We start from the raw sequence: 23,037 nt of genomic DNA, 5'->3' as shown, positions 1-23,037 counted from the left end.
CGTTCGCAGTGTCAGTGATTGGCTGGTGCCTTGAGAATATCGCCGGGCATCGCGCTCTTCGGCCCCCCAGCCCCAGGCGAACGCACCTGGATAATCAACAACGCCGCCACTACCGCCGGTATCGCGCAGAAGAAGAAAATCTGCTCCACCGGGATATGCATCGCCAGCAACATGCTGCCAAACAACGGGCCCAGGATTGAACCAAACCGCCCCACCCCCAACGCCCAGCCCGTCCCCGTGGCGCGCACCTGTGCCGGATAAAAATTGCTGGCAAAGGCATTGAGCGTCAGTTGCCCACCGATGATGCAAAACCCGGCTGCAAACACACAGGCCACCAGGTAACGGGGGTTGTCATGGTTCAGGCCGAGCAGGATGGTGCACACCGCCGCTATCGCCAGCACGCCGGACAACAGTCGCACCTTGCTTTTCAAACGGTCGGCGAACCAGGCCATGCCGATGGCGCCCAAGGTCCCGGCGAACAGGAACATCGAGGTCACCAGGTTGGCTTCTTTCAACGCCAGCCCACTTTCCAGCAGCAGCGACGGCAACCAGCTGATCATGAAGTACAACAGGATCAGGCTGACAAAAAAGGTCGCCCAGATCAGCAGCGTCGGTCGTGCATAACCATTGCGGAACAACTCCACCACCGTCAGTTTGCTGCCCTGCTCCTGTTGGTTTTGCGCCTCGATGGCCAACGGCGGCTGCCAGCCCGGCAACATGCGCGACGTCACGCTTTGCAGCCGCGCATAAGGCGGAGCGTCGCGCAACAGACGCGGCAGGGATTCCGGCAACAGCCACACCAGAAACGGAGACAGCAGCAACGGCGTCACGCCACCGGCGAGAAACACGGCCTGCCAGCCAAACCCTTCGATGAACCCCGCCGCCACAAACCCGCCCGCCGCGCCGCCGAACGAGAAACCACAAGCCGCCAAAGTCACCATCAATGTGCGCAGGCGTGGAGGGGAATAGTCCGACATCAACGCCATCGCACTCGGCATTGCGCCGCCCATGCCGATGCCACAGATGAATCGGGCGGCCATCAACGTGGTCAGCGAGTTGGCGAACACCATCAGCACAGTCAGGGTGGCGTAGATCAGCACACAGCCGAGCAGGATACGGCGTACCCCGAAACGATCCGCCAGCGGGGTGACCAGCAACGAGCCCAAGGTCAGCCCGAGCAGGTTGGCGCTGAACACCGGGCCAAAGGCAGCCTTCTCCAGCCCCCAGTCCTGGGCCAGCGCCGGCACCACATAACCCAGGACCTGGGCGTCGTAGCCATCGGTCACCAGCAGCAGCGCCAGCAACAGGAGAATCAACCACTGGTAGCGCGACACCGGACGGGCGTCGAGTGCCGCGCGAAAGCTGGCAATCTGATTATGCATCGCAAGGTACCTATTATTTTTATAAGGGTGTTGCAGGTCAAAATGTGGAAGGGGCTTGCCCCCTTCCACAGTGTGTCCTAAGGCGTGTCAGGTTGATTGGCGGGGTGTGCCTTCACAAACGCCGGATTCTGCGCCGCCAATGCCGCCACCCGCCCGATGCGCGGGTACGCCGCCAATGGCACCTTGAAGCGTTCCGCCGCATACAACTGGGGAATCAGGAACGTATCGGCCAGCCCCGGCTGCTCGCCAAAACAAAACCCCGTGTCGCCGATCAACTGCTCCACCGCACCCAGGCCCTGGCTGATCCAATGGCCGATCCATTCCAGCACTTGCGCCTCGTCATGCCCCCACTGGCGCAGCAGGTTCTGGGGACTGGAATTGTGCAGCGGATGAATATCGCAGCCGATGATCGACGCCACCGCACGCTCATGGGCGCGGGTCGCCAGGTCGTTGGAGAGCAGCGGTGCCTGTGGATAACGTTCTTCCAGGTATTCGATGATCGCCGGCGACTGAATCAACAGCTCGCCCTCATCGGTGCGCAACGCCGGCACACGGCCCTGCGGGTTGATTGCCAGGTACTCCGGCTGGCGATTGGCACCGCCCGCCGGCACCAGCAGGTTGACCGGTACGGCAGTGAAATCCAGGCCCTTGAGCGCCAGGGCAATGCGCACCCGGTACGACGCAGTGGAACGGTAGTAAGTGTAGAGTTCCATCGCCCGGCCCTCCTAGCGCGCCGCGACCACGGTGCCACGGCACTCGCCGAAGCCGATGGAGGCAAAGCCTTCGCGGCGGCAGCGGGCGCGCAGGATGATTTCGTCGCCATCCTCGAGGAACTTGCGCACCTCGCCGGACGGCAACTCGACCGCCTTTTTGCCACCTTCGGTCATTTCCAACAGGCTGCCGAACTGGCCCGCCTGCGGCCCGGACAAGGTGCCCGAACCAAACAGGTCACCGGCCTGCAACTGGCAGCCATTGACGCTGTGGTGCGCCACCAATTGCGCGACAGTCCAGTACATGTGCAGGCTGTTGCTCAGGGCCAGGCGGAATGCCGGCAGGTTCTGTTCGCGCATCGCGGCGGTGGTCAGCAGCACTTCCAATTCGATATCCAGGGCGCCCGCAGCCTGGTCGCGTTTATCCAGCAAGTACGACAGCGGTTGCGGGTCGCCTTCGGGGCGCGCCGGTTGCGCTGTGCGGAACGGCTCAAGTGCCTCGACCGTGACCACCCACGGTGAGATGGTAGTGATGAAGCTTTTCGACAGGAACGGCCCCAATGGCTGGTATTCCCAGGCCTGGATATCCCGCGCCGACCAGTCATTGAGCAGGCAGAAACCGGCGATGTGGTCCGCCGCGTCACCAATGGCAATCGAATCGCCCATCTCGTTGCCCTGGCCGATCCAGATACCCAGTTCCAACTCATAGTCCAGGCGTGCACACGGGCCGAAGGTCGGCTCGGTCTGGCCGGCCGGCAGTGTCTGGCCCTTGGGACGACGCACGTCGGCGCCCGAGGCGCGGATGGTCGAGGCGCGGCCGTGGTAACCAATCGGCACGTACTTGTAGTTGGGCAGCAGCGGGTTATCGGGACGGAACAGTTTGCCGACGTTCTGCGCGTGCTCGATGCCCACATAGAAGTCGGTGTAGTCGTTGATCTGCGCCGGTACGTGCATCCGGCAATCGGCGGCGCGGTGCAGTACCTGTGCCTCGCGGGTTTGCAATGGGCTGCCTTCGGCCAGCAGTTCCAGCAGACGCTCGCGCAGGGCCACGCGGGGGCCTCGGCCCAGTTCAAAAAATGCGTTCAGTTGACCACCGGCGGTAGCCTCGACGGCGCGGCGGGCATCACCACTGAACTCGTCGATGGCGGCATGCAGATCCAGGATCGAGTCACCAATCGCCACGCCACTGCGTGGCGCACCGCCGTTGATGCTGAACACACCCAGTGGCAGGTTCTGCAAGGGGAAATCGGTGTGACCGTTGGCGGAGGCCACCCAGCTGCGGGTGAGTGTGGGCTGCGTCATGGGTTATCTCCGGTTCGGGTTGAAGGTAGCGGGCAGCGAGGCCCAGCACGCGTCATAAGCAGGTTGCAGTTGCGGGCAGTCCAGGGCGAACTGGGTCGGGCGCAGCACCTGGCTGGTCTCGAACATGAACGCCATGGTGTTATCGATCTTGTGGGGCGCCAGCTCCACGTTGATGGCCTTGGTGCAGGTCTCGCCGTCCGGGCCGTGGGCGCTCATGCAGCTGTGCAGGGATGCGCCCCCCGGCAGGAAGCCTTCGGCCTTGGCGTCGTAGGCGCCCTGGATCAGGCCCATGTATTCGTTCATCAGGTTGCGGTGGAACCACGGCGGGCGGAAGGTGTTCTCGGCCACCATCCAGCGCGGCGGGAAGATCACGAAGTCGAGGTTGGCCAGGCCGTGGGTGCTGGTGGGCGAGGTCAATACGGTGAAGATCGACGGGTCCGGGTGATCGAAGCTGACGGTGCCAATCGTGTTGAAACGGCGCAGGTCGTATTTGTACGGCACGTTGTTGCCGTGCCAGGCGACCACGTTGAGTGGGGAATGGTCGAGCTCGCAGGCCCAGAGTTCGCCGAGGAATTTCTGTACCAGCGTCGTCGGTTTCGTCACATCTTCATAGTGCGCAACCGGCGTCAGGAAATCACGCGGATTGGCCAGGCCATTGCTGCCGATAGGGCCCAGGTCCGGCAGGCGCAGGGGTGCGCCATGGTTCTCGGCGACGTAACCGCGCGCTTGCGCGTCCAGCAGCTCGACGCGGAACTTCAGGCCACGAGGCAGCACGACGATTTCCAGTGGCTCCACTTCCAATACGCCAAGCTCGGTGGCGATGCGCAGGCGGCCTTGCTCGGGAACGACCAACAACTCGCCATCGGCGTTGAAGAACACACGCTCCATGGAGCGGTTGGCGCGGTAGTGATGGATGCTGATGCCTGAGGGTTTTTCTGACCCGGAATTAGCCACCATCCCGACCAGCCCGTCGATAAAGTCCGCCGCCTCGCTCGGCATATCCAACGGGTTCCAGCGCAGGCGATTGGGCGTCACCGCGCCCAGCGGACCACCGGCCAACTGTCGTTCAAGCTTGATAAACGCCGGGTGATTGGCCGACGGCTGAATGCGGTACAGCCAGGTACGCCGGGCTTCGCTGCGGGCCATGGTGAACGCGGTGCCGGAGAAGAGTTCGGTGTACAAACCGTAGGGCGCTTTTTGCGGGGAGTTCTGGCCGACGGGCAGTGCGCCGGGCAAGGCTTCGCTGGCGAATTCATTGCCGAAGCCCGACAGGTATTCGAGGTTCATGGATCATCCTCTGTACGGAAGTTGTTTTTATCGTAATCCAGTTACGCATAACGTAATTTGATCACTATCGACCGTCAAGCTATAAAGACGCCCATTCATCTCTCGGATTCTCGTCCCTCCATGGAAAAGCCCCGCGACACCGGTAAACAGAAAGTCCGCTCGGCCGAAGTGGGCACCGATATCCTCAAGGCCCTGGCCGAGTTGTCCCCGGCCACGTCGCTGTCACGCCTGGCCGAACACGTACAGATGCCGGCCAGCAAGGTGCACCGCTACCTGCAGGCGCTGATCGCCTCGGGTTTCGCCGAACAGAACACCGCCACCAACCACTATGGCCTGGGCCGCGAAGCGTTGCGTGTGGGCCTGGCGGCGCTGGGCAGCATGGATGTGCTGAAAGTCGGCGCACTGCCACTAGCGGAGTTGCGCGATGAATTGAATGAAACCTGCTTTTTGGCGGTGTGGGGCAACCAGGGCGCGACCGTGGTGCAGATCGAACCGGCGGTGCGCGCGGTGACGGTGGTGACGCAGCTGGGTTCGGTGCTGCCGTTGCTCAGTTCGTCCACCGGGCTGGTGTTCAGCGCCTTCCTGCCGTCGCGGGAAACCATGGAGCTGCGCGAACGTGAGATCCAGGCCGGCATCGCCCATGCGTTGGCGGACGACCAGGCCTACGCCATCACCTGCGAACAGATCCGCAGCCGTGGCCTGCACTTTGTGCATGGTTTGTTGATGCCCGGCGTCGATGCGCTGTCCGCACCGGTGTTCAACGCCATCGGCCAAGTCGCGGCAGTGATGACCGTGGTCGGCCCCACCTCGTTGTTCCATGCCGATGAAGACGGCCCGGCGGCGCAGCGCTTGCTGGCGGCGACTCGGGCCGTGAGTTGGCGCATGGGTTATCAGCCCTGAGCTAATCGTGCCATTGGGTCAGGGCCAACGCCACGCGGTTCTCCAGGGCGCGGATCGGCGCGGCGCTGCTCAGGTAGTTGTTACTGATCATTGAAAACACCAGGCGCCGGCCCTGGGCGTCGCTGATGTAGCCGCTCAACGACGACACGCCGGCCATGGAGCCGGTCTTGGCGTGCAGGTTGTTTTGCGCAGGCGTGCCACTCAGGCGATAGCGCAGGCTGCCACCGGTCATGCGGTCCGGGTTGCCGGCAATCGGCAAGGCGTTGTACCAGGCGTCGAACCACGGCTGTCTGGCCGTGGCCTGCAGCAGATCGGTGAGGCCTTGGGAAGACACCAAGTTACGCCGCGACAGGCCCGAACCGTCGACCTGGCTGAGAGTCGTCGGGTCCAGGCCCTGGCGCTGCATGAAGTCTGCCACCGCGGCCACCCCCGCCTGCGCCGTGCCCGCATTGGACGTCTTGCGCCCCATGGCCTTGAGCAAGGCTTCGGACATGTTGTTGTTCGAAAGCTTGAGCAGCGGCGTGATCAGCTCCTGCAATGGCGCCGACTGATGTTCCGCAACGACCTTGGCCGCCGCAGGACTGGCACCGCCGATCACACGGCGCCCGAGCACCTGGATGCCTTGCTGCGCCAGTGCTTGCTCAAACAGATTCGCCACCAGTTGCGTCGGCTCCCACACGCTCACCCACTGCCGGCTTTGCTTGCCCGGCGCCAACGCGCCGGTGAGTTGCAGCAGGTTGGTGCCGTGCTGGCGGGTGATGCCGAAATTGTTGCCGGGGCCGCTGACAGCACGGTTGTCCAGTTGCACGTAGTCGGTGGACGGACTCACCAACACGCCGACCGGCTGCCCCACCACGGCGGGGGCTTTGGCCGTGACCAGCAACGTGCCCGCATCAAAATCAGAATTGGGTGACACGGTCAGCGCCGAAATTTGCGCGCCGTAGTAGGTGCTTTCGTCGTCCTGGGCCCAATCCACGCCCAGGCGTTCGGCGTCGAAAAAGCTATCGTCGAACACCAGGTCGCCCTGGATCTGACGCACGCCCTGGCCGGCAAGCTGTGCCGCCAATGCCTGGTAGTCGGCGAACTGCGTGGTCGGGTCGCCCAGGCCCTTGAGGTACAGGTTGCCGCTGAGACGCTCGCCTTGCTGCGTGCCGTTGCTCAACAGTTGCGTGGAAAAACGATATTGCGGCCCCAGCACATCCATCGCCGCTGCGGTGGTGAGCAACTTGAGATTGGATGCGGGAATCAGGCGGGTTCGCGGGTTGTGTTGATAGAGGGTGCTGCCGCTGCGGGCATCACGCACCATCAGGGACACAGTGGCGCCGTTGAGGGCCGGGTCGGCCATCAACTGGTCGATGATGGTTGGGGTGGACGTCTGGGAAACACTCGCGCAGCCACCCAGCAATAAGCTCAAGCCCACCAGCATCCCGCTGGTGGATATCCATTTTCCAAAGTACATCAGTAGCGTTTTCCTAAAGCGGTCAGTGGCAGCAACGCTAACAGCTCCCTCCCCCTGTGGCGAGCAGGCTTGCCCTGCGTTGGGCTGCGCAGCAGCCCCCATCAGAACACCGCGCTATACCAGTTATTTCTCACCGACCAGGTTTGGGGCCGCTGCGCGGCCCAACGCGGGGCAAGCCCGCTCGCCACAGAAGCCTGCTCACCACGGAAGCCAGTTCGCCACACAATAGGCGCATCAGAACTCCAGGGTGCTCGACACCGACACCTGACGCGCATCACCCATGGACACAAACAACCGGCTGGCCGCCGAGGTGTAGTAGACGCGGTCGAACAGGTTCTTCACGTTGAGCTGGAACTTGACCTTCTGCCCGTCAATCCTGGTGTCATACGTGGCAAACGCATCCGCCACGGTGTACCCCGGCAAGGTGAAATCGTTGGCGGCATCGCCTGCACGCTCGCCGACATACCGTGCGCCGGTCCCCACCCGTAACTGATCGCCCCCGAACACGTTGCCGAAGTCATAGGCCACCGACAGCGAGCCGGTGTGCTTGGCCACGTTCTGCAGGCGGTTGCCTTCCAGGGTCGGGTCCTTGTCCTTGATATCTTCGGCGTCGGTGTAGGCGTAGCTGCCGATCAGGCTCCACTTGTCCGTCAGTTGCCCGGTGGCGTCCAGTTCCAGGCCGCGGGAACGCACCTGGCCGGCAATGCTGTAGATAGTGTTCGCGCCGGAACCGACCGATACCAGCACGTTGCGCTTGTCGATGTTGAACAACGCGGCGCTGGCCGTGATGCGCCCAGGGATGTCGAGCTTGGCCCCCAGCTCCCAGGACTTGGATTTCTCGGGCGTCAGGTCGCCAGTCAGCGTGCTGCCGTCGGCCAAGGCAGCAATGGTGGAGTTGGGCTTGAACGATTCGGTGTAGCTGCCATAGAACGACAACTCATCGGTGTAGCGGTACACCAGCCCCGCACGCGGCACCCAGGCCTGGCCATTGCCGTTGGTGTTGGCCTTGAACGGTACGCCTTTGCCAGCGTATTGGTCGTACATCTGGTAGCGCGCACCGGCGACAAAAATCCATTGGTCGTTGAGGTGAATCGCATCCTGGAAGAACAGCGAGTCGCTGCGCAATAGGTCGGTCTGGGCGCTGTCGGCGGGGCTGACGGTGGTGCCCGCCACTTCGTTGCCATACACCGGGTTGTTGTAGTTGAAGGTGCCGCGCGAATTCTGGCGGATCAGGTCAGCGCGGTAGATCTTGCGATACTCATCATCCAGGCCGAACACCACATCGTTCTGCAGGCCGAACACATTGACCTTGCCTTCCAGGCTTGCAGTGGCGAAACGGTCGGTGGTGATCGCTCCCTTGGTGCCATCCATCTTGCGGGTCAGGGTGCCGTTGGTGTTTACCGCGCTGACGCGCACCTGGCTGGCGTCATAGGTCTCGCGGTTCCAGCTGTAGCCGAAGTGGGCTTTCCAGTCGTCGTTCAGGTCATGGTCGGCTTCGAAGCGGTACAGGTCGGAACGGCCCTCCATGTTGTTGAAAGGCTCATCCAAACGACGTGTGGCCGGGATGTCCAGCGGGTGGTTGGACTTGTCGATGGCGGTGCCACGGTCAAACGGCGTGAGGAATTCGCGGTGCTCATAGGCGAACAGCAGTTGGGTGCTGTCGCCATACCAGGCCAGCGACGGCGCGATCAGGCTCTCGCGGTGGGTGCCGAAGTTGCGCCAGTAATCTTCATCTTCATGGTCGACGATCAGCCGATAGGCCAGGCCGCTGTCGCCAATCGGGCCGGTGGTGTCGAGGCTGCCGCCGCTGCCGTTCTTGCCGTCACCGAAGGTGGAGCCGCGTACGGTGAGGGCGGTGGACTGGACCAGTTCAGGCTTTTTACTGACGATGTTAACCACGCCGCCCGGGTCCTGGATGCCGTACAGCAACGACGCCGGCCCCTTGAGCACTTCGACCCGCTCCGCCGTGGCGTTCAGCGCACGGCCCTGCACGATGGGCATGCCGTCACGCATGATCGAGCCGTTACGGTTGTCGCCAAAGCCGCGCAGCATCACCGCGTCCTGGGTGCTGGCCAGAGTGTTGGCCTGGGTGATGCCGCTGATATTGCCCAGGGCGTCATCCAGGTTGCGCGGGGTCTGGTCGCGCAGCACTTGGGCGGGAACCACGTTGACGGTCTGCGGGGTCTCCAGCAGCAGGCCATGGGAGCGCATTACCGAACTGGTGGGTGGTGGCTGGTAGCTGGTGCTGTCCTGGACCTGGCTGGCACCGCTGATGGTGGTGGCGCCGAGGTTGACCGCGCCTTCGGTGGGCACCGGCTCCAGGGCCAGGGTGCGAGCGTCGATCTGGCGGAAGGTCAGGCCGGAACTGCCCAGCAGGCGCTGCAGGGCCTGGGTCGCGCTCATCTGGCCGCTGACCGCCGGGGCCTTGATGCCGTAGGGCGCTTCGTCGGTGTAGATCACGCTGATCCCGGTGACCCGGCTGAAATCGCTCAGGGCCTGGGGCAGCGGCTTGGCTGCCAGGGCAAAGGTGAACTGGGCGCTTTGCTGCTCTTGTGCCTGCGCCATGCTCAAGGGCAGCACCGCCAGCCCCGATACCGCCAATACCGAGGCTCCCAGCCACTGTTTAACCCAACCGCCCGCCGCTGACTTCATGCTGTGAGAACCCGTGTAGAAAACGCTGTTAATGCGAATAGATCGCAGTTTCAAGCACTACACGGTTGCGCGGTGGTTTTACCTCACTTTTATTTGCAAATATTTTTCCCTACTGCGCCTGGATGCGAAAACCGATGCGCGGGAAATGCACATGCACGGTGCCCGCGCGCTCGTCGGTGCGGCGCAGGATCAGTTCTTCACGCCCGGCAAACAGCAGTTCGCCGGCGACCGGGTCGGTGCCGTAGTCGGTCGCCGAAATGGTCACCTGCTGGCCTGCCTTGAAGCCGTTCAAGTCTTCAAACAGTTCTTCGGGCAGAGCAGCCGGCGTCGCATTGCGCGACACGTCCAGGGCTTGCTCGGCGCTCATCTGAGTGGAGGTACCGTGGCCGAAACCCAGCACACGATCCAACCAGGCGGCAACGGCGGGATAGGTGTCTACCAAAGGCGACGTCACTGAAGAGCCTTTGAGGAACCATAGGGGATGGGCCAGGGCAAAGTCGGCAATCGACGGCTCGCCGAACAGGAAATCCCCGGCCTGATGCTGCAGTTGCTGATCGATGCGGCCAACAATCGCCGGCCATTGATGCTTGGCTACATCCAATTGCACCCGAGTCGCCGTGCCGCCGCTGAACAGTTTGCTGCGATCCGCCACCAGCACCTGGAGCATTTCCGGCGGCACCTTGGCGAACTTGACCGCCAGTGATTCCGGCTGGAACACCAGCGCCACCGCATGGGAGAACACCACCGAATCGGCCCAGGCGGCGAAGCCTTGGGTGACCAGTTCCAGGCCTTGGGGAAACAGGGCCGGAGCGGCTTTTTCCTGTTCCAGGCGCCGGGCGATCAGCGCGGTGTCGCAGTAGATATCGGCACCGATTTGCAGCACGGGGGTCTTGCGATAACCGCCCGTGAGAGCGGTGAGGTCTGGCTTGGGCATCACCGGCGAAATATGTACAGAACGCCAGGACAACCCCTTGAAGCCCAGCAACAGCCGGGCTTTTTCAGCGAAGGGGGACTGCGGGTAGTGGTGGAGGATCAACTCAGACATGCCAGGCTCCGCGAGAGAAGTGAATCGCTAGCTTAGCCTGCAAACCCTGGCGCGGGCATGATGGGAACTCATCAGTCAAATCAATGAGCCACTTGCCGCCAGGCACTCCTTGGCGCTCTTCTTCAACTTCTTGATCAGCCGTTCCTGACGCAGGGCCTCGCCCTTGCTCGCGCATTGCTCGGTGTACACCAGCGCCACCGCCGGGCTGGACAGGAAAAACCGCGCACCCTTGCCGCTCTGGTGCGAGGCGAACCGGCGCACCGGGTCATTGCTGATGCCGCAGTACAGCGAGCCATTGGCGGCGCGCACCAGGTAGACGAACCAGGGTTTGGGGTCAGGCGTATTCACGGATCGATTCGGCAAGGCATAGGAGTTGCCAAGCTTATCAATGACTGGCCTGGAATGCCTTCAAGCCTTTGCGCGCCTGGGCACGCACGGCGTTTTTCACCAGCGGCGTCCACCCCAGCAACAACCCCTTGGTGCCCAAGGCCTGGCGCGACCAGCGCCACAGGTCAAAGTGATCGTGGTGTTCGCAGATTTTGCCGTCGCGAAACACAAAGCGCGCCTGGATATCGTTGACCACTGTGTTGCCAGTGGCGCTGAACAGGTAAGTCGCCACCCAGTGAGCGCCACCGCTACGGTCGTCGCTGCGCACATTGTCGAAGGTCAGGGAGAAATCCTTGGCGCGGGTGGTGAGCATGCGCCACATGTCACCGGTATCGCGGCCGCGCAGTTCGCCGAAGGCCGGGTCGCTGAAGACCACATCGTCGGTGTAGCAGGCCGACATGGCCTCGGCGTCCAGGCGCTGGAAGGCGCTGTAGAACTCGGTGATCAGGGCATTGTGGGCTTCACTCATGGACAGGCTCCGCGGTTATCGGCATAAGGCCAGCACGATAATCCGCGGCGCCTGGAAACACCATGTTCTTTCACTCGGTGGATAAGCGAGGGTGCGTCAGAGGTAAACGATATCCAGGGTGGCGCTGCCGTCCAAAGGGACTTCCTCGGTAGCGCCCGTAGGCTTCCTGACACGGGTCTGGATCAATACTTCCATCGCCAGGCTCTGGACAGGTACCGGCAGCGCGTCAGCTTCGCCGACCGCCCCCACCGAACGCATCCAGCCCACCTGCCAGGTTTGGTCTTCGGGCGCGGGAAACCAGGTTTTTCCATCCACGGATTCAATCGCCGGTGCCGCTGCACCGTCCGCCTGGACGTTTTTCACAAGGAACTGATACCCACCCAACCGTCGGCTATTGTAAAGCCCCAAGCCAAATGCCCTATCAGTGTCGTAGCCATACCACGCAGTGCCGGGGCGATTGTCAGTGGCCATGACCGCCATCAACGTTGACGCTTCGCAATTGACACTCAACGCCAACGTGACCTCAGGCAGGTAGGCGTCACCGGGAAAATCGCTCATGGAAATCTTGCCGTGGTCCACCATACCGCCGCCGGACAAAGCAGGCGTGCAGGCGGAAGGCGTCAAGGCACCCACGACCCTCAGGTCTATGCTGGAGGCCGCAAACAAGTTCGACGCGCCCATCAATAAAAACGCGCTGGTAACAAGGGAAAGTGATTGTTTCATCAATTCGAGTGCTCGCATTCAAGGCAAAACAGAAACGCTTGTCCTGTCGCATAACAAGACACCCGCCCCTGCCTGACTCAGTGTTGGACATAAGTAGTTATGCCGCCGACTTATCGCTGCCGGGTACATAAGCACACACTAACCCGCCCCACACTAATGCCCCATACAAGTAATACGAATCGCCCTCTTGAACCGCGCAATAAAACTGAAACTTTCTCGCAATGCATTACAACTAAGGCACCATGCCGCTTTGCCGCGCATAGGTGAATAGATCCACATCGGTGGAAATGCATAACCGCTGCATGGCTGTACTCTTTTGCTTGCTGATGGTCGAGATGCTGCGGTTGACCCGCGCGGCGATCTGGCTGACGGTCATGCCGCTGGCAAGCATTCTCACCACCTCTCTCTCCTTGCCCGACAGCTGTGGCTGGGACGGATGCGCCAGTTCGGTCTGCTCCATCTGCAGGCGCAGGCACTCACTGACGAACGTACGCCCCTCGACCACTGCCCGCAGCGCCAAGGGCAACTCTCTGGCAGACGCGCTCTTGGCCACGATCGCCCGTGCACCATGGGCGAACGCCTCCCTCAAAGTGACCACATTGGCGAACATGGTCACCAGGATCACCGGCAACCTGGGGTATTGCCGGTGCAACAAACCCAGCAGTCCGTAACCATCCGCCTGTTGATCGCCCGGCATGGCAAAGTCGGTCACGATGGCGTCGCAAGCGGTACTGTTCACCAGCGCCAGCAATTCATCCGGACCATTGGCCTCCCCTACGACTTTGCACTTACCACTGGCTTCGATTACCACTTTCTGCCCGATACGCACGATGGGGTGATCGTCAGCAATAATTATGCGAATCATCGTCGCTACCCATGATGGCAATTTGAATATATGCAAAATAGCGCGCCCAGTCCTATGTAACAACCTGAAATAACTGGACGGGTTTACCCACTCCCCATGGTTACTGGAGAGCGACACTTAGCCCACATGATAAAAGGAAATTACATACAGACAACTCCTACGATTCAAACATGAAAAATCCTACAATTACCTGAACTCATAGTTTATGTAAGCGCAACAGATAACGTTCGACTTCGCGATGAAACAGCTCCAGTGCCTGCCGATTCACCTCCACTCCGCTGGCCTGCACGCGGTCAATCAACACAGCGGCGTGTTGTTCCAGTCGCGTTGCCCCCAGAAACGCCACGCTGCCCGCCAGGCGATGCAAGCGTTGCGAGGTCAGCACGGCGTCCCCGCTGATACGCGCCTGCACCAGCATAGCCAGATCTTCCCGGGCCTCTCGCGCCAGGCTTGCGAGCATCGTCTCTACCACCGCCCATGAACCAAAGGTGGCAGTGAGGCTGGCCCGGGAAGGCAACTGTTCGCGCCGGCGCCTCGCCGGCTGCACGCGCACTTGCGCAGCGTGCATCGGCGCCGGCGCCAGCCACTCGGTGAGTAGCTCGCGCAACTGCCACAGGCCGATGGGTTTGACCAGCCACCCATCCATGCCACATCCCAGGCAACGCTGAACCTCTTCGAGCCCCAGGCGCCCGGTCATGGCGATGATGGGAATCCCCGGCTTTCCCGTAATGCGCTCGCGTCGGCGCCATTCACGCGTCATGGCATAGCCATCCATGACCGGCATGCGGCAGTCGCTGATGACCAAGTCAAAGTGACGCGAAGCCAGGGCCTGCAAGGCCATGCGCCCGTCGCCACAGGTTTCGTGGCTGACGCCAAGCACTTGGAGCAGCGAGCCCACCAGCAGCCGATAGGTGGCATGGTCATCGACCACCAGCACCCTGGCTTGTTGCCAATAGGCCGGTGAGTCAACCGAATGCAAAACCTTGGGTGGATGACGACGTGGCTCGTTGCCCGGCATAACAACCTCATGCAGAGCGATCAGCTCACCAGGCTGGCACCCGGCGCAGGGAGACGTTCGAAAGGTCAATGACCTGTCGGACGATTTCACTCGAACTTTTCGCGCAAATACATTCAGACCTGTACAAAAAACAGGCTGTGCGGATTCAAAGAGCGCGAAAAATATCCGAATGAATGTGTTTGATCGATACAACAACTACGACTAAGCAATTTTTCTTACAAGCACATCAGTTGTTTCCAGCATCAAGGCAGGTTTGTCAGGCAGACCCATTATCGTAATTGTTGCATTCCTCCCCCCTGGGCCACGGGCGTTAAATGTGTCCCGGCTCAAGGCAATAGAAGGCGCGGCGTCGCTTGTGAAAAACATCCTGACCCTGCGACGCCAGCGCCCCGCCCGTGCCACTTGTCTGCCCTCCGTGCCAACACTTTGCCAGGAATACGTTGTTCAAATGAAAGCCCCACATTCCCTGCTTCTCACCACTTTACTGATGGCAGCCGCTACACCTGCGCTGGCTGCCAGCAGTATCGACTTGAACGTCACAGGTGTGATCACCCCAAACGCCTGCACACCAACCCTCAGCGCAGGCGGGGTTGTCGACTACGGCAAGATAGCGTTTGCCGACCTCTACGTGGAAAGCGCCACGCTCTTGCCGACCGCCAACCTGCAACTGAGCGTGGAATGCGACGCCGCGACGTTGTATGTATTCCATGCCGTCGAGAATAGTGTAGGCGGCGGCGATACCTCCTTCGGCCTGGGGGTGATCAACCAGAACCGCTCCATCGGTGCTTACCACCTGGGGCTGAACAGCTCCACCGCCGAAGGTCTGCCGATCTCCACCCTGTCCTCACGAGACAACGGTGTCACCTGGATCCAGAGCTCGCCGAACGCGTTGTGGATCCGTGGTCGACTCGCCGGTTTCGGCGATGACTCAGGCGGGGCCTGGGCACCGGTTCCGATCCGCAACTTGACCAGCAACCTGCTCATCTACGGATACATTGCCGCCACCCGCGGCCTGACTTTGACCGAGGAGCAGCCTCTCACCGGTTCCGCCACCTTGGAAATGCGTTACCTGTAATCCCCTCTTTTCTCTTCACAAGGACCCGTGCCGATGGACAGAAGAACCTGCGCCACACTTGCCCTATTGCTGAGTGTCTGTGCCCCCGCAGCTTTCGCAGCCAGCACTACCGACCTGAGTGTCTCGGGCACCATTACGCCTAGCTCATGCACCCCCAGCCTGTCCAATGAGGGCGTCGTCGATCATGGCAAGTTGACCGGTCGGGATCTGGACATCGATCTGCCGACCCGTTTGCTCCCCGGTGAAATGCAACTGGATGTGCATTGCGAGGGCGCCACGCATTTCACCCTGACCACCGTCGATAACCGTGGCGGAACGTCAGCCATCAACCCGGTGTTCCACGGGCTGGGAGTGGTCAACGATGACCAGATGCTGGGCAGCGTCGCGCTCGGGCTGTTCGAGCCCGTGGCGGACGCGATGCCGGTACAGGCCATCATGTCGCGGGACGGCGGTGCCAGCTGGGGGCCGTCGTCCTACCTGGGGCACGCCGCACTCACCGCCTTCGCCGCCGCGGGCGCCCCCTATACCCCGATTGCCATCACCGACCTCAGCGCTCGCCTGCGGGCCTTCACCATCATCGCCCCGGCCCGCGACCTGACCCTGCTGGACGAGCTGCCGATCGATGGCAGTGCCACGTTGCAACTCAAGTACTGGTAACCCTTTTTTCCCTTGTCCTTTATATGGAGCCTGACCATGAAACTTTCCTTGAATACCCTGTTCGCCACCGTACTGCTGGCCGGTGGCACCAGCGCCTTCGCGGCCTCCAGCGTCGATCTCACCGTCAAGGGCCTGATCACCCCCAGTGCCTGCACTCCAGCCCTGTCCAATAGCGGGTCTGTGGACTACGGCAAGATTTCCGCCAAGGATTTGAATGTCGACCAAGTAACGCCCCTCACCGAGCAAACCGTACAACTGACCGTCACCTGTGACGCGGCTACCCTCATGGCCCTGGACGCCGATGACAACCGTGCCGGCTCGAACTATGGCGGCGACATCAGCGAATTCGGCCTGGGCCTGGTCAACGGTACACAGAAGCTCGGGGCCATGGGCCTGAGCCTGAACACGCCGATTGCCGATGGCGTGGAGGGGCGGACGATCGCCTCCGTCGACGGCGGCGTGACCTGGGTCAATGAGCGCAGCTTGACGCCCGACAACCTGATCTCGGTAGCCGACACCGCCGTCGCCACGCCCATCCCTGTTCAAGTGTTGACCTCGGACCTGATTGTCAGCCCCAAGATCGCCCCTTCCAGCCAATTGACGCTGACCAACGAGGTGGCCATCGACGGTTCGGTGACCGTGACGGTGCGCTACCTCTAAGCCCACTCGAAACGCACACAGGCAGGTCATGAGACCTGCCTGTGTCCTGCACTGAAACGAAGAACCAGGCAACCGGTGAACCTCCCCATGAAGCACACCTCTTCACGCCTTCTTGCCATGCTTTGCCTGCTGTGTAGCGGGCCCGCAGCGTTGGCGGCCTCCAGTACCGAATTGAATGTGACCGGGATAATCACCCCCAGCGCGTGTACACCGACACTGTCGGACAATGGCATCGTCGACCACGGATTAGTGCCGGCACGCAGTCTCAACCAATACGAGTTCAGTGTCTTGCCCACCCAGGCCCTGGACTTGAATGTGAGCTGCAACGAGTCGGTGCTGTTTGTGTTGGTGGGCTTGGACAACCGCGCCGATTCATCCCTGGGCCCGGGTTTTTACTATGGCCTGGGCCATAACGTCCACGCCCCCACTGAACGACTCGGCACCGTGTCCATTGCCTTTCGCGACGTGATGGGCGACGGCGAGCGCGTATTGGTGCTGGCGTCCAGCAATCAGGGACTGACCTGGTTCCCGGAAAGCAATGCCTACCCGAACAATTACATGGGGTTCGCTCACCCCGGTACGTTGGTGCCGGAACCCCACCGCCAGATCGCGGCCACCTTGCAAGTCAATACGTCGATCAACGCGGCCGCCTATTTGACCCTCAAGCAGGAAGTCCCCCTGGACGGTTCCATCGTGCTTGACCTGAGGTATCTGTAGCCATGCCCCCCCTTCCCTTTTCAACCCGCGCCTTCACCGCCATTCGCTACGCCGGCCTCTACCTCGGCGCACTGGCCCTGACGTTCGGCGGTCCCTCGTGGGTGCTGGCCGACGGCATGGTGCCCGACACCTCGGTGGTCATCGTCAACGAGGCGGACGGCGAAGCCTCGGTGTCCGTGACCAATACCGACGACAAGTTGGCGCTGCTGCACGTGACCCTTGAAGACATCCCCGAGGACAAAGCCTCACTGTTGTTCGTGACCCCGCCCCTGGCCCGAGTGGAACCGAACAAGAGCCAACTGATCCGCTTCATTCTGCAATCGCCGGAACCGCTGAAAACCCAGCGCCTGAAACGGGTGATATTCGAAGGCATGCCCCAAGGCCGTTCGGCGGCCCAGGCCGGGCACGCACGGGTGGGCGTGACGGTGCGCCAGAACCTGCCGGTGATTCTGCACCCCAAGGGCCTGCCCCCCAACCGCACGCCCTGGACCGGACTGGAGTGGCGCCTGCAGAACAACCAATTGAGCGTCAGCAACCCCACGGCCTATGTGGTACGCCTGGCTCAGGAGCTGCGTTTGTTGCCCGGCGACGGTTCGGCCTTGCTGCCGCGCACCTACGTGCTGCCCGGTGAGACCCTGCGCGTGACGGTCACCGGCGGCGGCGCGAGTCGCGTGCAACTGCAACCGGCCACGGTGTATGGCTTTGCCGTGGCGCCTTATGAAGCACCGATCACCCTATAAAAAAGAGTGGCCTGCCAACGCCACCGAAGGGCCTGACTGAACCGCAGAGTCAGCAGGCCACCCACAGCTGAGAGTGACCTTGTGAGCACAGTAATGACTGACCGTCGCGGCCAAGCCGTGCCCGCCGTTTCACCACGCCGCGCGCACACCTTATTGGCAGGGCTGGCGCTGACCCTGGGTGGTTCACTGCCATACGAGGCAGCTTGGGCGAGCGACAACCTGATTGCCGGCGCCTTCGACCCCCAAACTTTGTCCCATCGCGGCATCGATCCGGAGTTGGCCAACCTGCTCCTGCAAACGCCCCGTTTTACCGCGGGCCGGCATGCCGTCAACCTGAGCGTCAACGGCCAACGCCGTGGTCGGGTGGATGTGGAATTCGACCACCAGGGCAGTCTCTGCTTCAGCCGGGCCCTGCTGGATGCGGCCAACCTGATAGTGCCCGATGAAGTCGAGACCCCAGGCTGCCATCGTTTCCTCGAGCGCTACCGACAAACTGTCATCGAGCAAGACCCGGCCAGCCTGAGCCTGGCCCTGGTGGTACCGACCGACGCACTGCGCCCCGCCCGGCAGGATATCTCCGGCTACCAGACCGGTGGTTTTGCCGGCCTGCTCAACTATGACCTCACGGGCCTGCACAACGAGTTCGGCGACAACACCAGCCGCTTCGGCTCAGCCAACACCGAAGTCGGCTTCAACGCCGGCGACTGGATCGTACGCAGCCGCCAGGTCAAGACCTGGCAAGACAGCCGTTCACGCACCGCTCATCTGGATGCCTATGCCCAGCGCACCTTTGCCGAGCAACAGGCAGTGTTCCAGGCCGGCCAGATCAGCCTCTACAACCCGGTGCTGGCGGGCACGCAGATCACCGGCGCCCAAGTGCTGACCGAAACAGCACTGCAAGACCAGAATCAGGGCGCGACGATCAACGGCATCGCCAACAGCCCGGCCCAGGTGGAAGTCCGCCAGAACGGTGCACTGATTCACTCCACCGTGGTGCCGGCCGGGCCGTTCGCGCTGACGGATGTACGCCGTTTGAACAGCCGCTCAGACGTGGAGGTTACGGTCAAGGAAACCACTGGCGAAGAACGCCGCTTTACGGTGCCCGCAGCCATGCTCGGCCTGGGCCTGCCGGCGCCGGGTTATTCCGTGGCGGCGGGACGCGTGAGAAAAATTGGCGACAGTGACGGCACTGAGCCCTGGGTGGTCAGCGCGGGCTGGAGCGGTGCGGTACACCCGCAAGTCAGCCTGGGTGGCGGCGCATTGGTCGCCGATGACTACCATTCGGCGGGCGTCAGCCTGGGGTGGCTGCCCTGGCAGGACAGTCAATTGCAGGTCTCGGCGCAAGCGGCCCAGGCCAGCCACGATGGGCGTGAGCGTGGCGTCCAGACGGACGTGTCCTGGTCCCAGCGTTTCAGTGAAAACTGGTCGGTGACTACCGCCGGCTCATGGCGCTCCCAGGGCTATCGCGACCTCGAGGACTCGACCTTCGTCGGCAACAGTCGCGACCAACAGCGCTCGCGCTATCGCGACCAGCAAAGCCTCACCGCGTCCTGGGCGCATCCCGCACTGGGAGCGTTCAGTGCCGGGGTGTCACGCACTGCGGCTTACAACGGTGAAAGCAGCAGCCGCGCGTTGGCGTCCTGGGGCACCAGTTTTGGCCGGGTGTCGGTGTCCGCCAGTGCCGAATGGCAGGTGGGCGGCCGCCAGCAAAACGATGACAGCGTTTACCTGAACATCAGCCTGCCGCTGGGTGAAAACCGCCGCGCCCGCACTTGGGCGCGCAGGGCCGGCGGTGAGCATCGCCTGGGCGTGGGGTTGAACGAGCAACTCAACGACCAGTTGAGTTACCGCGTGGGCGTGGAGCATGACAGCCGCGACCGCGAGGTGGAGTCTTCGATCGGCGTGTCGGCGCTGCCGTGGTACAGCCAACTGGACTTCAACTACACCCGCAGCAACGACGAGCACTCCAGTTACCAGGGCGGCGCCCGTGGCGGCGTGGTGGTGCATGGCGACGGCGTGACCTTCTCGCCCTATCCGGTGCGCGACACCTTTGCCGTGATGTCGGTGGGCGAGATGGCGGGGATCAAGGTGACGACGCCCAGCGGCCCGGTGTGGACCGACTGGCAAGGCCAGGCCGTGGTGTCGCAACTCAACGCCTACGGCCGCAGCCCGGTGGAAGTGCAGACGCGCTCACTGCCGCGCAACGCTGATATCCACAATGGCCTGGCGGTGATTTCCGCCGGGCGCGGCGCGGTGGACAAGGTTGAATTCGGCGTCGCCCTCACCCGGCGCGCGCTATTGAACGTGACCACCGACAACGGTCAGCCGTTGCCGCGCGGCGCGACCGTGAGCACCGCCGACGGTGAATTCATCACTCTGGTGCAGGAAGACAGCAAAGTGTTCCTGCCCGACGTGCTCAACCCGCGTCCGCTGTGGATCAAGGCCCCCGGCCAGGCGCGTTGCCGCCTGAGCTACGAATTGGCGGACGACGTCGACCCCGAGGTGTATTACGAAACCGCACCCGCCCGGTGCCACCAGCCATGAGGACTGTGACCATGGGCCTGAAACCTGTCTTGTACGTCATGGGCGCCCTGTTCGGCGCCCATGCCCTGGCCGCCGACGAATGCCAACTCAACCTCAGCCAGACGCACGTGGACTTTGGTTTGATGAACCGCGCCGTGGCATTGGTGCCCGCCCCCGAGCGCCTGCTGGGAGAGCGACAACTGAGCCTGACGTTGAACTGCCCGCGGCCCACCGACATGAGTGTGTTTTATCGTGGGCTGGCGGCGGGGCCGGGGCGGTTCCGCTTTACCGAACTCGGCAGTTACGGCTTGCAAGTGCGTGAGGCAGTGCTGGACGGCCAGGCGGTCGAACTCGGTTTGATCGCGGGTCCGGGGCAAGCGCCGTCCGCAGTCAGCGCTCGGCTGAGCTGGCAGCCCGACCACGGCGTGGTGCCGATGCGCGGTGGCGTGGCGGTGACCGGGCGTAACCTGTCGCTGCAACTGGACGCCAGTGCCTGGGCCAGCGAGGACGCCGTCCGGGTACGCGACGCGGTCAGCTGGGACACTGCGGGGTTGTTCGACGCCCTCGCCGTCGACCATTCGCGGGAATTGCGTTGGCAGGCACGTTTTGCACCGGCGGCGTGCACCCCCACCCTGTCCAACGGCGGCCATGTGGAGCTGGGCAAGTTGTCGGTCAGCGACCTGTCCAACGACAAGGACACGCCCCTGGCGCCACGCGCGTTGTCCCTCAGCGTAACGTGCGATGCGCCGACAGCCTTCGCCGTGCGCATGCAGGACAACCGCCAGGGTTCGGCAACCGGTGCCGGTGATGAAACCACTTACGGACTGGGCCTGGACGCCAGCCGTCAGAAAATCGGGCGCTACCGCCTGCTGTTCGACCCGGCCCTCATCAGCGCCGACAACTTCGCCCAAGTCTTCAGCACCGATTCCAGCACCGGCGGCCTGCCCTGGAGCAGCGCCAGTGCGCGTATCACGGCGGTGGGGGCCATTCGTTACCTGGGTTTCAGCAGCACATCGGGCAGTACCGGCGGGCCCAGCGCCATTCAACACCTCAACGCCACGCTGAGCCTGGAGGCGACGGTCGCCCCACTGGAATCGCTGGATCTGGGCAATGAGGTTCGCCTCGACGGCTCGGCCACGCTCGAAATTCATTACTTATAGGAACTCAACCATGAAAACGATACTGATCCGACTGGTCGCCTGCGTGTGCCTGAGCCACGTGCTGCAGGCCCAGGCCGCTTCAACCGTCGAGCTGAACGTCAGCGGCCGGATCACGCCCAGCGCCTGCGCGCCCAGCCTGTCCGATGGCGGCGTGTATGACTTGGGCAAGATAGCCGCCAAAGACTTGAACAGCGATCGGCCCACCCTATTGCCCGCCACCAGCCTGCAACTGGCAATCACCTGTGAAGCCATGACGCTGCTGGCCCTTGAGCCCCGGGACAATCGCCTCGGCTCGAGTTACAACGATTCACCCAACTCATTCGGCCTGGGGCTGACCGGCAATAACGCCAAGCTCGGCTTCCTGCTGCTGACCCTCGATACCGTGTTGGCCGACGGCGTTGAGATGATACCGATTGGCTCGACGGCGTCCTCGTCCTGGTCACCCACGAGCATTCTATCGCACCACTTCCTCACCGCATTTGCCCCAAAAGACGTATTCGCTCCAGCACCTGTGCAGCAACTGACCGCCCAACTGCACGTCGCACCAGCCCTCGCCCCCGCCAACACCCTGCCACTGAGCGAAGAAGTGCCCTTCGAAGGCTCGGTGACCCTGACCATCAAGTACTTATAGGAGCTGAACCATGAAAACCTCACTGATTCGCGTGGCCGCCCTTGCCTGGCTGGCCAGTATTTCAACCGCCCAGGCCGCGTCCACGGTGGAACTGACCGTGGGTGGCCTGATCACCCCCATGGCCTGCACCCCGGCGTTTTCCGGCGGTGGGTTGATCGACTTCGGCAAGATCTCCCAACAGGACCTCAACCAGGCCACGGGCACCCGGCTGCCGCTCAAGTCACTGACCCTGACCGTCAGTTGCAACGCCCCCGGTCGCTATGCCCTGCGCATGCACGACAACCGCGACGGCTCGGCTCACGTCAACAGCGAGATTTACTACGGCCTGGGCCTGGACAGCGCGGGTAACAAGATTGGCGTGTACTCGGTGAAATTCGATCCCAAGCAAACGGTGGCCGATGCTTTGCCGGTGACTTATGGCACCGAGTCGACCACGGGTGGGGTGGCGTGGCGTACATCCAACAGCAACCCCATCGATATCGGCTCCAGGAGCCTGCTGGGCTTTACCGATGTGGCTGGCAGCACCGCCGGCCCATCAGCGATCCAGAACCTGACCAGCACCCTGACCCTGGAAGCCGTGATCAACGCCAAGCAGAACCTCGACCTGAGTGTGGAAACGCCGATGGATGGCTCCGCGACGCTGGAAGTGGTGTACCTGTAGGCCGTGCCTGAGTG

At 62.5% G+C, this 23,037-nt stretch carries 23 protein-coding genes; 11 read left to right on the top strand and 12 right to left on the bottom strand.

The genetic code is table 11. From position 1 onward, the window contains the following. Nucleotides 1–11 precede the first annotated feature (11 nt). The 4 genes from K5K89_RS06180 to hmgA form a co-directional block, all read right to left on the bottom strand. Nucleotides 12–1,382, bottom strand: coding sequence for an MFS transporter (locus K5K89_RS06180; RefSeq protein WP_222541039.1), 1,371 nt, complete (start codon nt 1,380–1,382; stop codon nt 12–14). Between the two features lie 77 nt (nt 1,383–1,459). Beyond that, a complete protein-coding gene (gene maiA / locus K5K89_RS06175) occupies nt 1,460–2,095 on the bottom strand; it encodes a maleylacetoacetate isomerase (protein ID WP_071488613.1) in 636 nt (211 codons plus the stop codon). Between the two features lie 12 nt (nt 2,096–2,107). Continuing rightward, on the bottom strand, nt 2,108–3,394 hold the full coding sequence (fahA, locus tag K5K89_RS06170) for a fumarylacetoacetase (protein WP_071488612.1): 1,287 nt from the start codon (nt 3,392–3,394) through the stop codon (nt 2,108–2,110). A gap of 3 nt (nt 3,395–3,397) precedes the next feature. Beyond that, nucleotides 3,398–4,681, bottom strand: a complete 1,284-nt coding sequence (hmgA, locus tag K5K89_RS06165; protein ID WP_222541038.1) for a homogentisate 1,2-dioxygenase — start codon at nt 4,679–4,681, stop codon at nt 3,398–3,400. 120 nt (nt 4,682–4,801) lie between these two features. Here hmgA and K5K89_RS06160 point away from each other — a divergent pair, with 120 nt between their 5' ends. Then, nucleotides 4,802–5,581 carry an IclR family transcriptional regulator gene (locus K5K89_RS06160; RefSeq protein WP_222541037.1) on the top strand — a complete coding sequence of 260 codons (780 nt, stop codon included), beginning with the start codon at nt 4,802–4,804 and terminating at the stop codon, nt 5,579–5,581. Between the two features lies 1 nt (nt 5,582). Here K5K89_RS06160 and dacB read toward each other — a convergent pair whose 3' ends face one another. The 6 genes from dacB to K5K89_RS06130 form a co-directional block, all read right to left on the bottom strand. Continuing rightward, complete coding sequence (dacB, locus tag K5K89_RS06155) at nt 5,583–7,040, bottom strand: D-alanyl-D-alanine carboxypeptidase/D-alanyl-D-alanine-endopeptidase (protein WP_222541036.1); 1,458 nt, start codon at nt 7,038–7,040, stop codon at nt 5,583–5,585. A gap of 234 nt (nt 7,041–7,274) precedes the next feature. Further along, nucleotides 7,275–9,692, bottom strand: a complete 2,418-nt coding sequence (locus K5K89_RS06150; RefSeq protein ID WP_222541035.1) for a TonB-dependent siderophore receptor — start codon at nt 9,690–9,692, stop codon at nt 7,275–7,277. 109 nt (nt 9,693–9,801) lie between these two features. Beyond that, the gene (locus tag K5K89_RS06145) at nt 9,802–10,737 is read right to left on the bottom strand and encodes a glutathione S-transferase family protein (protein ID WP_222541034.1); all 936 of its coding nucleotides are present in this window, start codon (nt 10,735–10,737) and stop codon (nt 9,802–9,804) included. Nucleotides 10,738–10,812: 75 nt separating this feature from the next. Further along, nucleotides 10,813–11,085, bottom strand: coding sequence for a GIY-YIG nuclease family protein (locus tag K5K89_RS06140; protein ID WP_071488606.1), 273 nt, complete (start codon nt 11,083–11,085; stop codon nt 10,813–10,815). Nucleotides 11,086–11,122: 37 nt separating this feature from the next. Beyond that, nucleotides 11,123–11,593 carry a nuclear transport factor 2 family protein gene (locus K5K89_RS06135; protein WP_222541033.1) on the bottom strand — a complete coding sequence of 157 codons (471 nt, stop codon included), beginning with the start codon at nt 11,591–11,593 and terminating at the stop codon, nt 11,123–11,125. 96 nt (nt 11,594–11,689) lie between these two features. Next, the gene (locus tag K5K89_RS06130) at nt 11,690–12,175 is read right to left on the bottom strand and encodes a hypothetical protein (protein ID WP_261401110.1); all 486 of its coding nucleotides are present in this window, start codon (nt 12,173–12,175) and stop codon (nt 11,690–11,692) included. Between K5K89_RS06130 and K5K89_RS28605 the strand changes: the two genes are divergently transcribed. Continuing rightward, the gene (locus K5K89_RS28605) at nt 12,150–12,392 is read left to right on the top strand and encodes a hypothetical protein (protein ID WP_231999551.1); all 243 of its coding nucleotides are present in this window, start codon (nt 12,150–12,152) and stop codon (nt 12,390–12,392) included. The two genes, K5K89_RS06130 and K5K89_RS28605, sit on opposite strands and share 26 nt — an antisense overlap. Nucleotides 12,393–12,548: 156 nt before the next feature. Here K5K89_RS28605 and K5K89_RS06125 read toward each other — a convergent pair whose 3' ends face one another. Both K5K89_RS06125 and K5K89_RS06120 read right to left on the bottom strand, forming a co-directional pair. After that, nucleotides 12,549–13,181: a response regulator transcription factor gene (locus K5K89_RS06125; protein ID WP_071488604.1), complete on the bottom strand. Its 633-nt coding sequence runs from the start codon at nt 13,179–13,181 to the stop codon at nt 12,549–12,551. Between the two features lie 196 nt (nt 13,182–13,377). After that, nucleotides 13,378–14,199, bottom strand: coding sequence for a response regulator (locus K5K89_RS06120; protein ID WP_071488603.1), 822 nt, complete (start codon nt 14,197–14,199; stop codon nt 13,378–13,380). A 448-nt stretch (nt 14,200–14,647) separates the two neighbouring features. Here K5K89_RS06120 and K5K89_RS06115 point away from each other — a divergent pair, with 448 nt between their 5' ends. From K5K89_RS06115 to K5K89_RS06075, 9 genes are all read left to right on the top strand, one after another. Further along, entirely contained in the window at nt 14,648–15,274 is a 627-nt protein-coding gene (locus tag K5K89_RS06115; RefSeq protein ID WP_071488602.1) for a DUF1120 domain-containing protein, read from the top strand. A 33-nt stretch (nt 15,275–15,307) separates the two neighbouring features. After that, on the top strand, nt 15,308–15,931 hold the full coding sequence (locus K5K89_RS06110; RefSeq protein WP_222541031.1) for a DUF1120 domain-containing protein: 624 nt from the start codon (nt 15,308–15,310) through the stop codon (nt 15,929–15,931). 36 nt (nt 15,932–15,967) lie between these two features. Then, nucleotides 15,968–16,591 (top strand): DUF1120 domain-containing protein, encoded by a 624-nt coding sequence (locus K5K89_RS06105; RefSeq protein ID WP_071488600.1) that lies wholly within the window; start codon nt 15,968–15,970, stop codon nt 16,589–16,591. An 87-nt stretch (nt 16,592–16,678) separates the two neighbouring features. Next, a complete protein-coding gene (locus K5K89_RS06100; protein WP_222541030.1) occupies nt 16,679–17,308 on the top strand; it encodes a DUF1120 domain-containing protein in 630 nt (209 codons plus the stop codon). Between the two features lie 2 nt (nt 17,309–17,310). Beyond that, on the top strand, nt 17,311–18,048 hold the full coding sequence (locus K5K89_RS06095; protein ID WP_222541029.1) for a fimbria/pilus chaperone family protein: 738 nt from the start codon (nt 17,311–17,313) through the stop codon (nt 18,046–18,048). Between the two features lie 81 nt (nt 18,049–18,129). Continuing rightward, nucleotides 18,130–20,592, top strand: coding sequence for a fimbria/pilus outer membrane usher protein (locus K5K89_RS06090; protein WP_071488597.1), 2,463 nt, complete (start codon nt 18,130–18,132; stop codon nt 20,590–20,592). Between the two features lie 11 nt (nt 20,593–20,603). Beyond that, entirely contained in the window at nt 20,604–21,731 is a 1,128-nt protein-coding gene (locus K5K89_RS06085; RefSeq protein ID WP_222541028.1) for a DUF1120 domain-containing protein, read from the top strand. Nucleotides 21,732–21,741: 10 nt separating this feature from the next. Continuing rightward, entirely contained in the window at nt 21,742–22,362 is a 621-nt protein-coding gene (locus K5K89_RS06080; protein WP_071488595.1) for a DUF1120 domain-containing protein, read from the top strand. Between the two features lie 10 nt (nt 22,363–22,372). Continuing rightward, nucleotides 22,373–23,023: a DUF1120 domain-containing protein gene (locus tag K5K89_RS06075; protein ID WP_222541027.1), complete on the top strand. Its 651-nt coding sequence runs from the start codon at nt 22,373–22,375 to the stop codon at nt 23,021–23,023. Nucleotides 23,024–23,037: the final 14 nt, after the last annotated feature.

The organism is Pseudomonas sp. DR208 (genome assembly GCF_019823005.1).
GTDB classification, from domain to species: Bacteria; Pseudomonadota; Gammaproteobacteria; order Pseudomonadales; family Pseudomonadaceae; genus Aquipseudomonas; species Aquipseudomonas extremorientalis.
This window is presented reverse-complemented; position numbering and strand designations above follow the sequence as displayed.

Bases quoted from the DNA above. Each gene is read 5' to 3' on its own strand.
- K5K89_RS06080 (WP_071488595.1), top strand. From the start codon at position 21,742: ATGAAAACGATACTGATCCGACTGGTCGCCTGCGTGTGCCTGAGCCAC.
- K5K89_RS06110 (WP_222541031.1), top strand. From the start codon at position 15,308: ATGGACAGAAGAACCTGCGCCACACTTGCCCTATTGCTGAGTGTCTGT.
- K5K89_RS06105 (WP_071488600.1), top strand. From the start codon at position 15,968: ATGAAACTTTCCTTGAATACCCTGTTCGCCACCGTACTGCTGGCCGGT.
- K5K89_RS28605 (WP_231999551.1), top strand. From the start codon at position 12,150: ATGGAAATCTTGCCGTGGTCCACCATACCGCCGCCGGACAAAGCAGGC.
- maiA (WP_071488613.1), bottom strand. From the start codon at position 2,095: ATGGAACTCTACACTTACTACCGTTCCACTGCGTCGTACCGGGTGCGC.
- dacB (WP_222541036.1), bottom strand. From the start codon at position 7,040: ATGTACTTTGGAAAATGGATATCCACCAGCGGGATGCTGGTGGGCTTG.
- K5K89_RS06115 (WP_071488602.1), top strand. From the start codon at position 14,648: ATGAAAGCCCCACATTCCCTGCTTCTCACCACTTTACTGATGGCAGCC.
- K5K89_RS06130 (WP_261401110.1), bottom strand. From the start codon at position 12,175: ATGGTGGACCACGGCAAGATTTCCATGAGCGATTTTCCCGGTGACGCC.
- K5K89_RS06075 (WP_222541027.1), top strand. From the start codon at position 22,373: ATGAAAACCTCACTGATTCGCGTGGCCGCCCTTGCCTGGCTGGCCAGT.
- K5K89_RS06150 (WP_222541035.1), bottom strand. From the start codon at position 9,692: ATGAAGTCAGCGGCGGGCGGTTGGGTTAAACAGTGGCTGGGAGCCTCG.
- K5K89_RS06085 (WP_222541028.1), top strand. From the start codon at position 20,604: ATGGGCCTGAAACCTGTCTTGTACGTCATGGGCGCCCTGTTCGGCGCC.
- hmgA (WP_222541038.1), bottom strand. From the start codon at position 4,681: ATGAACCTCGAATACCTGTCGGGCTTCGGCAATGAATTCGCCAGCGAA.
- K5K89_RS06160 (WP_222541037.1), top strand. From the start codon at position 4,802: ATGGAAAAGCCCCGCGACACCGGTAAACAGAAAGTCCGCTCGGCCGAA.
- K5K89_RS06095 (WP_222541029.1), top strand. From the start codon at position 17,311: ATGCCCCCCCTTCCCTTTTCAACCCGCGCCTTCACCGCCATTCGCTAC.
- fahA (WP_071488612.1), bottom strand. From the start codon at position 3,394: ATGACGCAGCCCACACTCACCCGCAGCTGGGTGGCCTCCGCCAACGGT.
- K5K89_RS06120 (WP_071488603.1), bottom strand. From the start codon at position 14,199: ATGCCGGGCAACGAGCCACGTCGTCATCCACCCAAGGTTTTGCATTCG.
- K5K89_RS06180 (WP_222541039.1), bottom strand. From the start codon at position 1,382: ATGCATAATCAGATTGCCAGCTTTCGCGCGGCACTCGACGCCCGTCCG.
- K5K89_RS06135 (WP_222541033.1), bottom strand. From the start codon at position 11,593: ATGAGTGAAGCCCACAATGCCCTGATCACCGAGTTCTACAGCGCCTTC.
- K5K89_RS06145 (WP_222541034.1), bottom strand. From the start codon at position 10,737: ATGTCTGAGTTGATCCTCCACCACTACCCGCAGTCCCCCTTCGCTGAA.
- K5K89_RS06100 (WP_222541030.1), top strand. From the start codon at position 16,679: ATGAAGCACACCTCTTCACGCCTTCTTGCCATGCTTTGCCTGCTGTGT.
- K5K89_RS06125 (WP_071488604.1), bottom strand. From the start codon at position 13,181: ATGATTCGCATAATTATTGCTGACGATCACCCCATCGTGCGTATCGGG.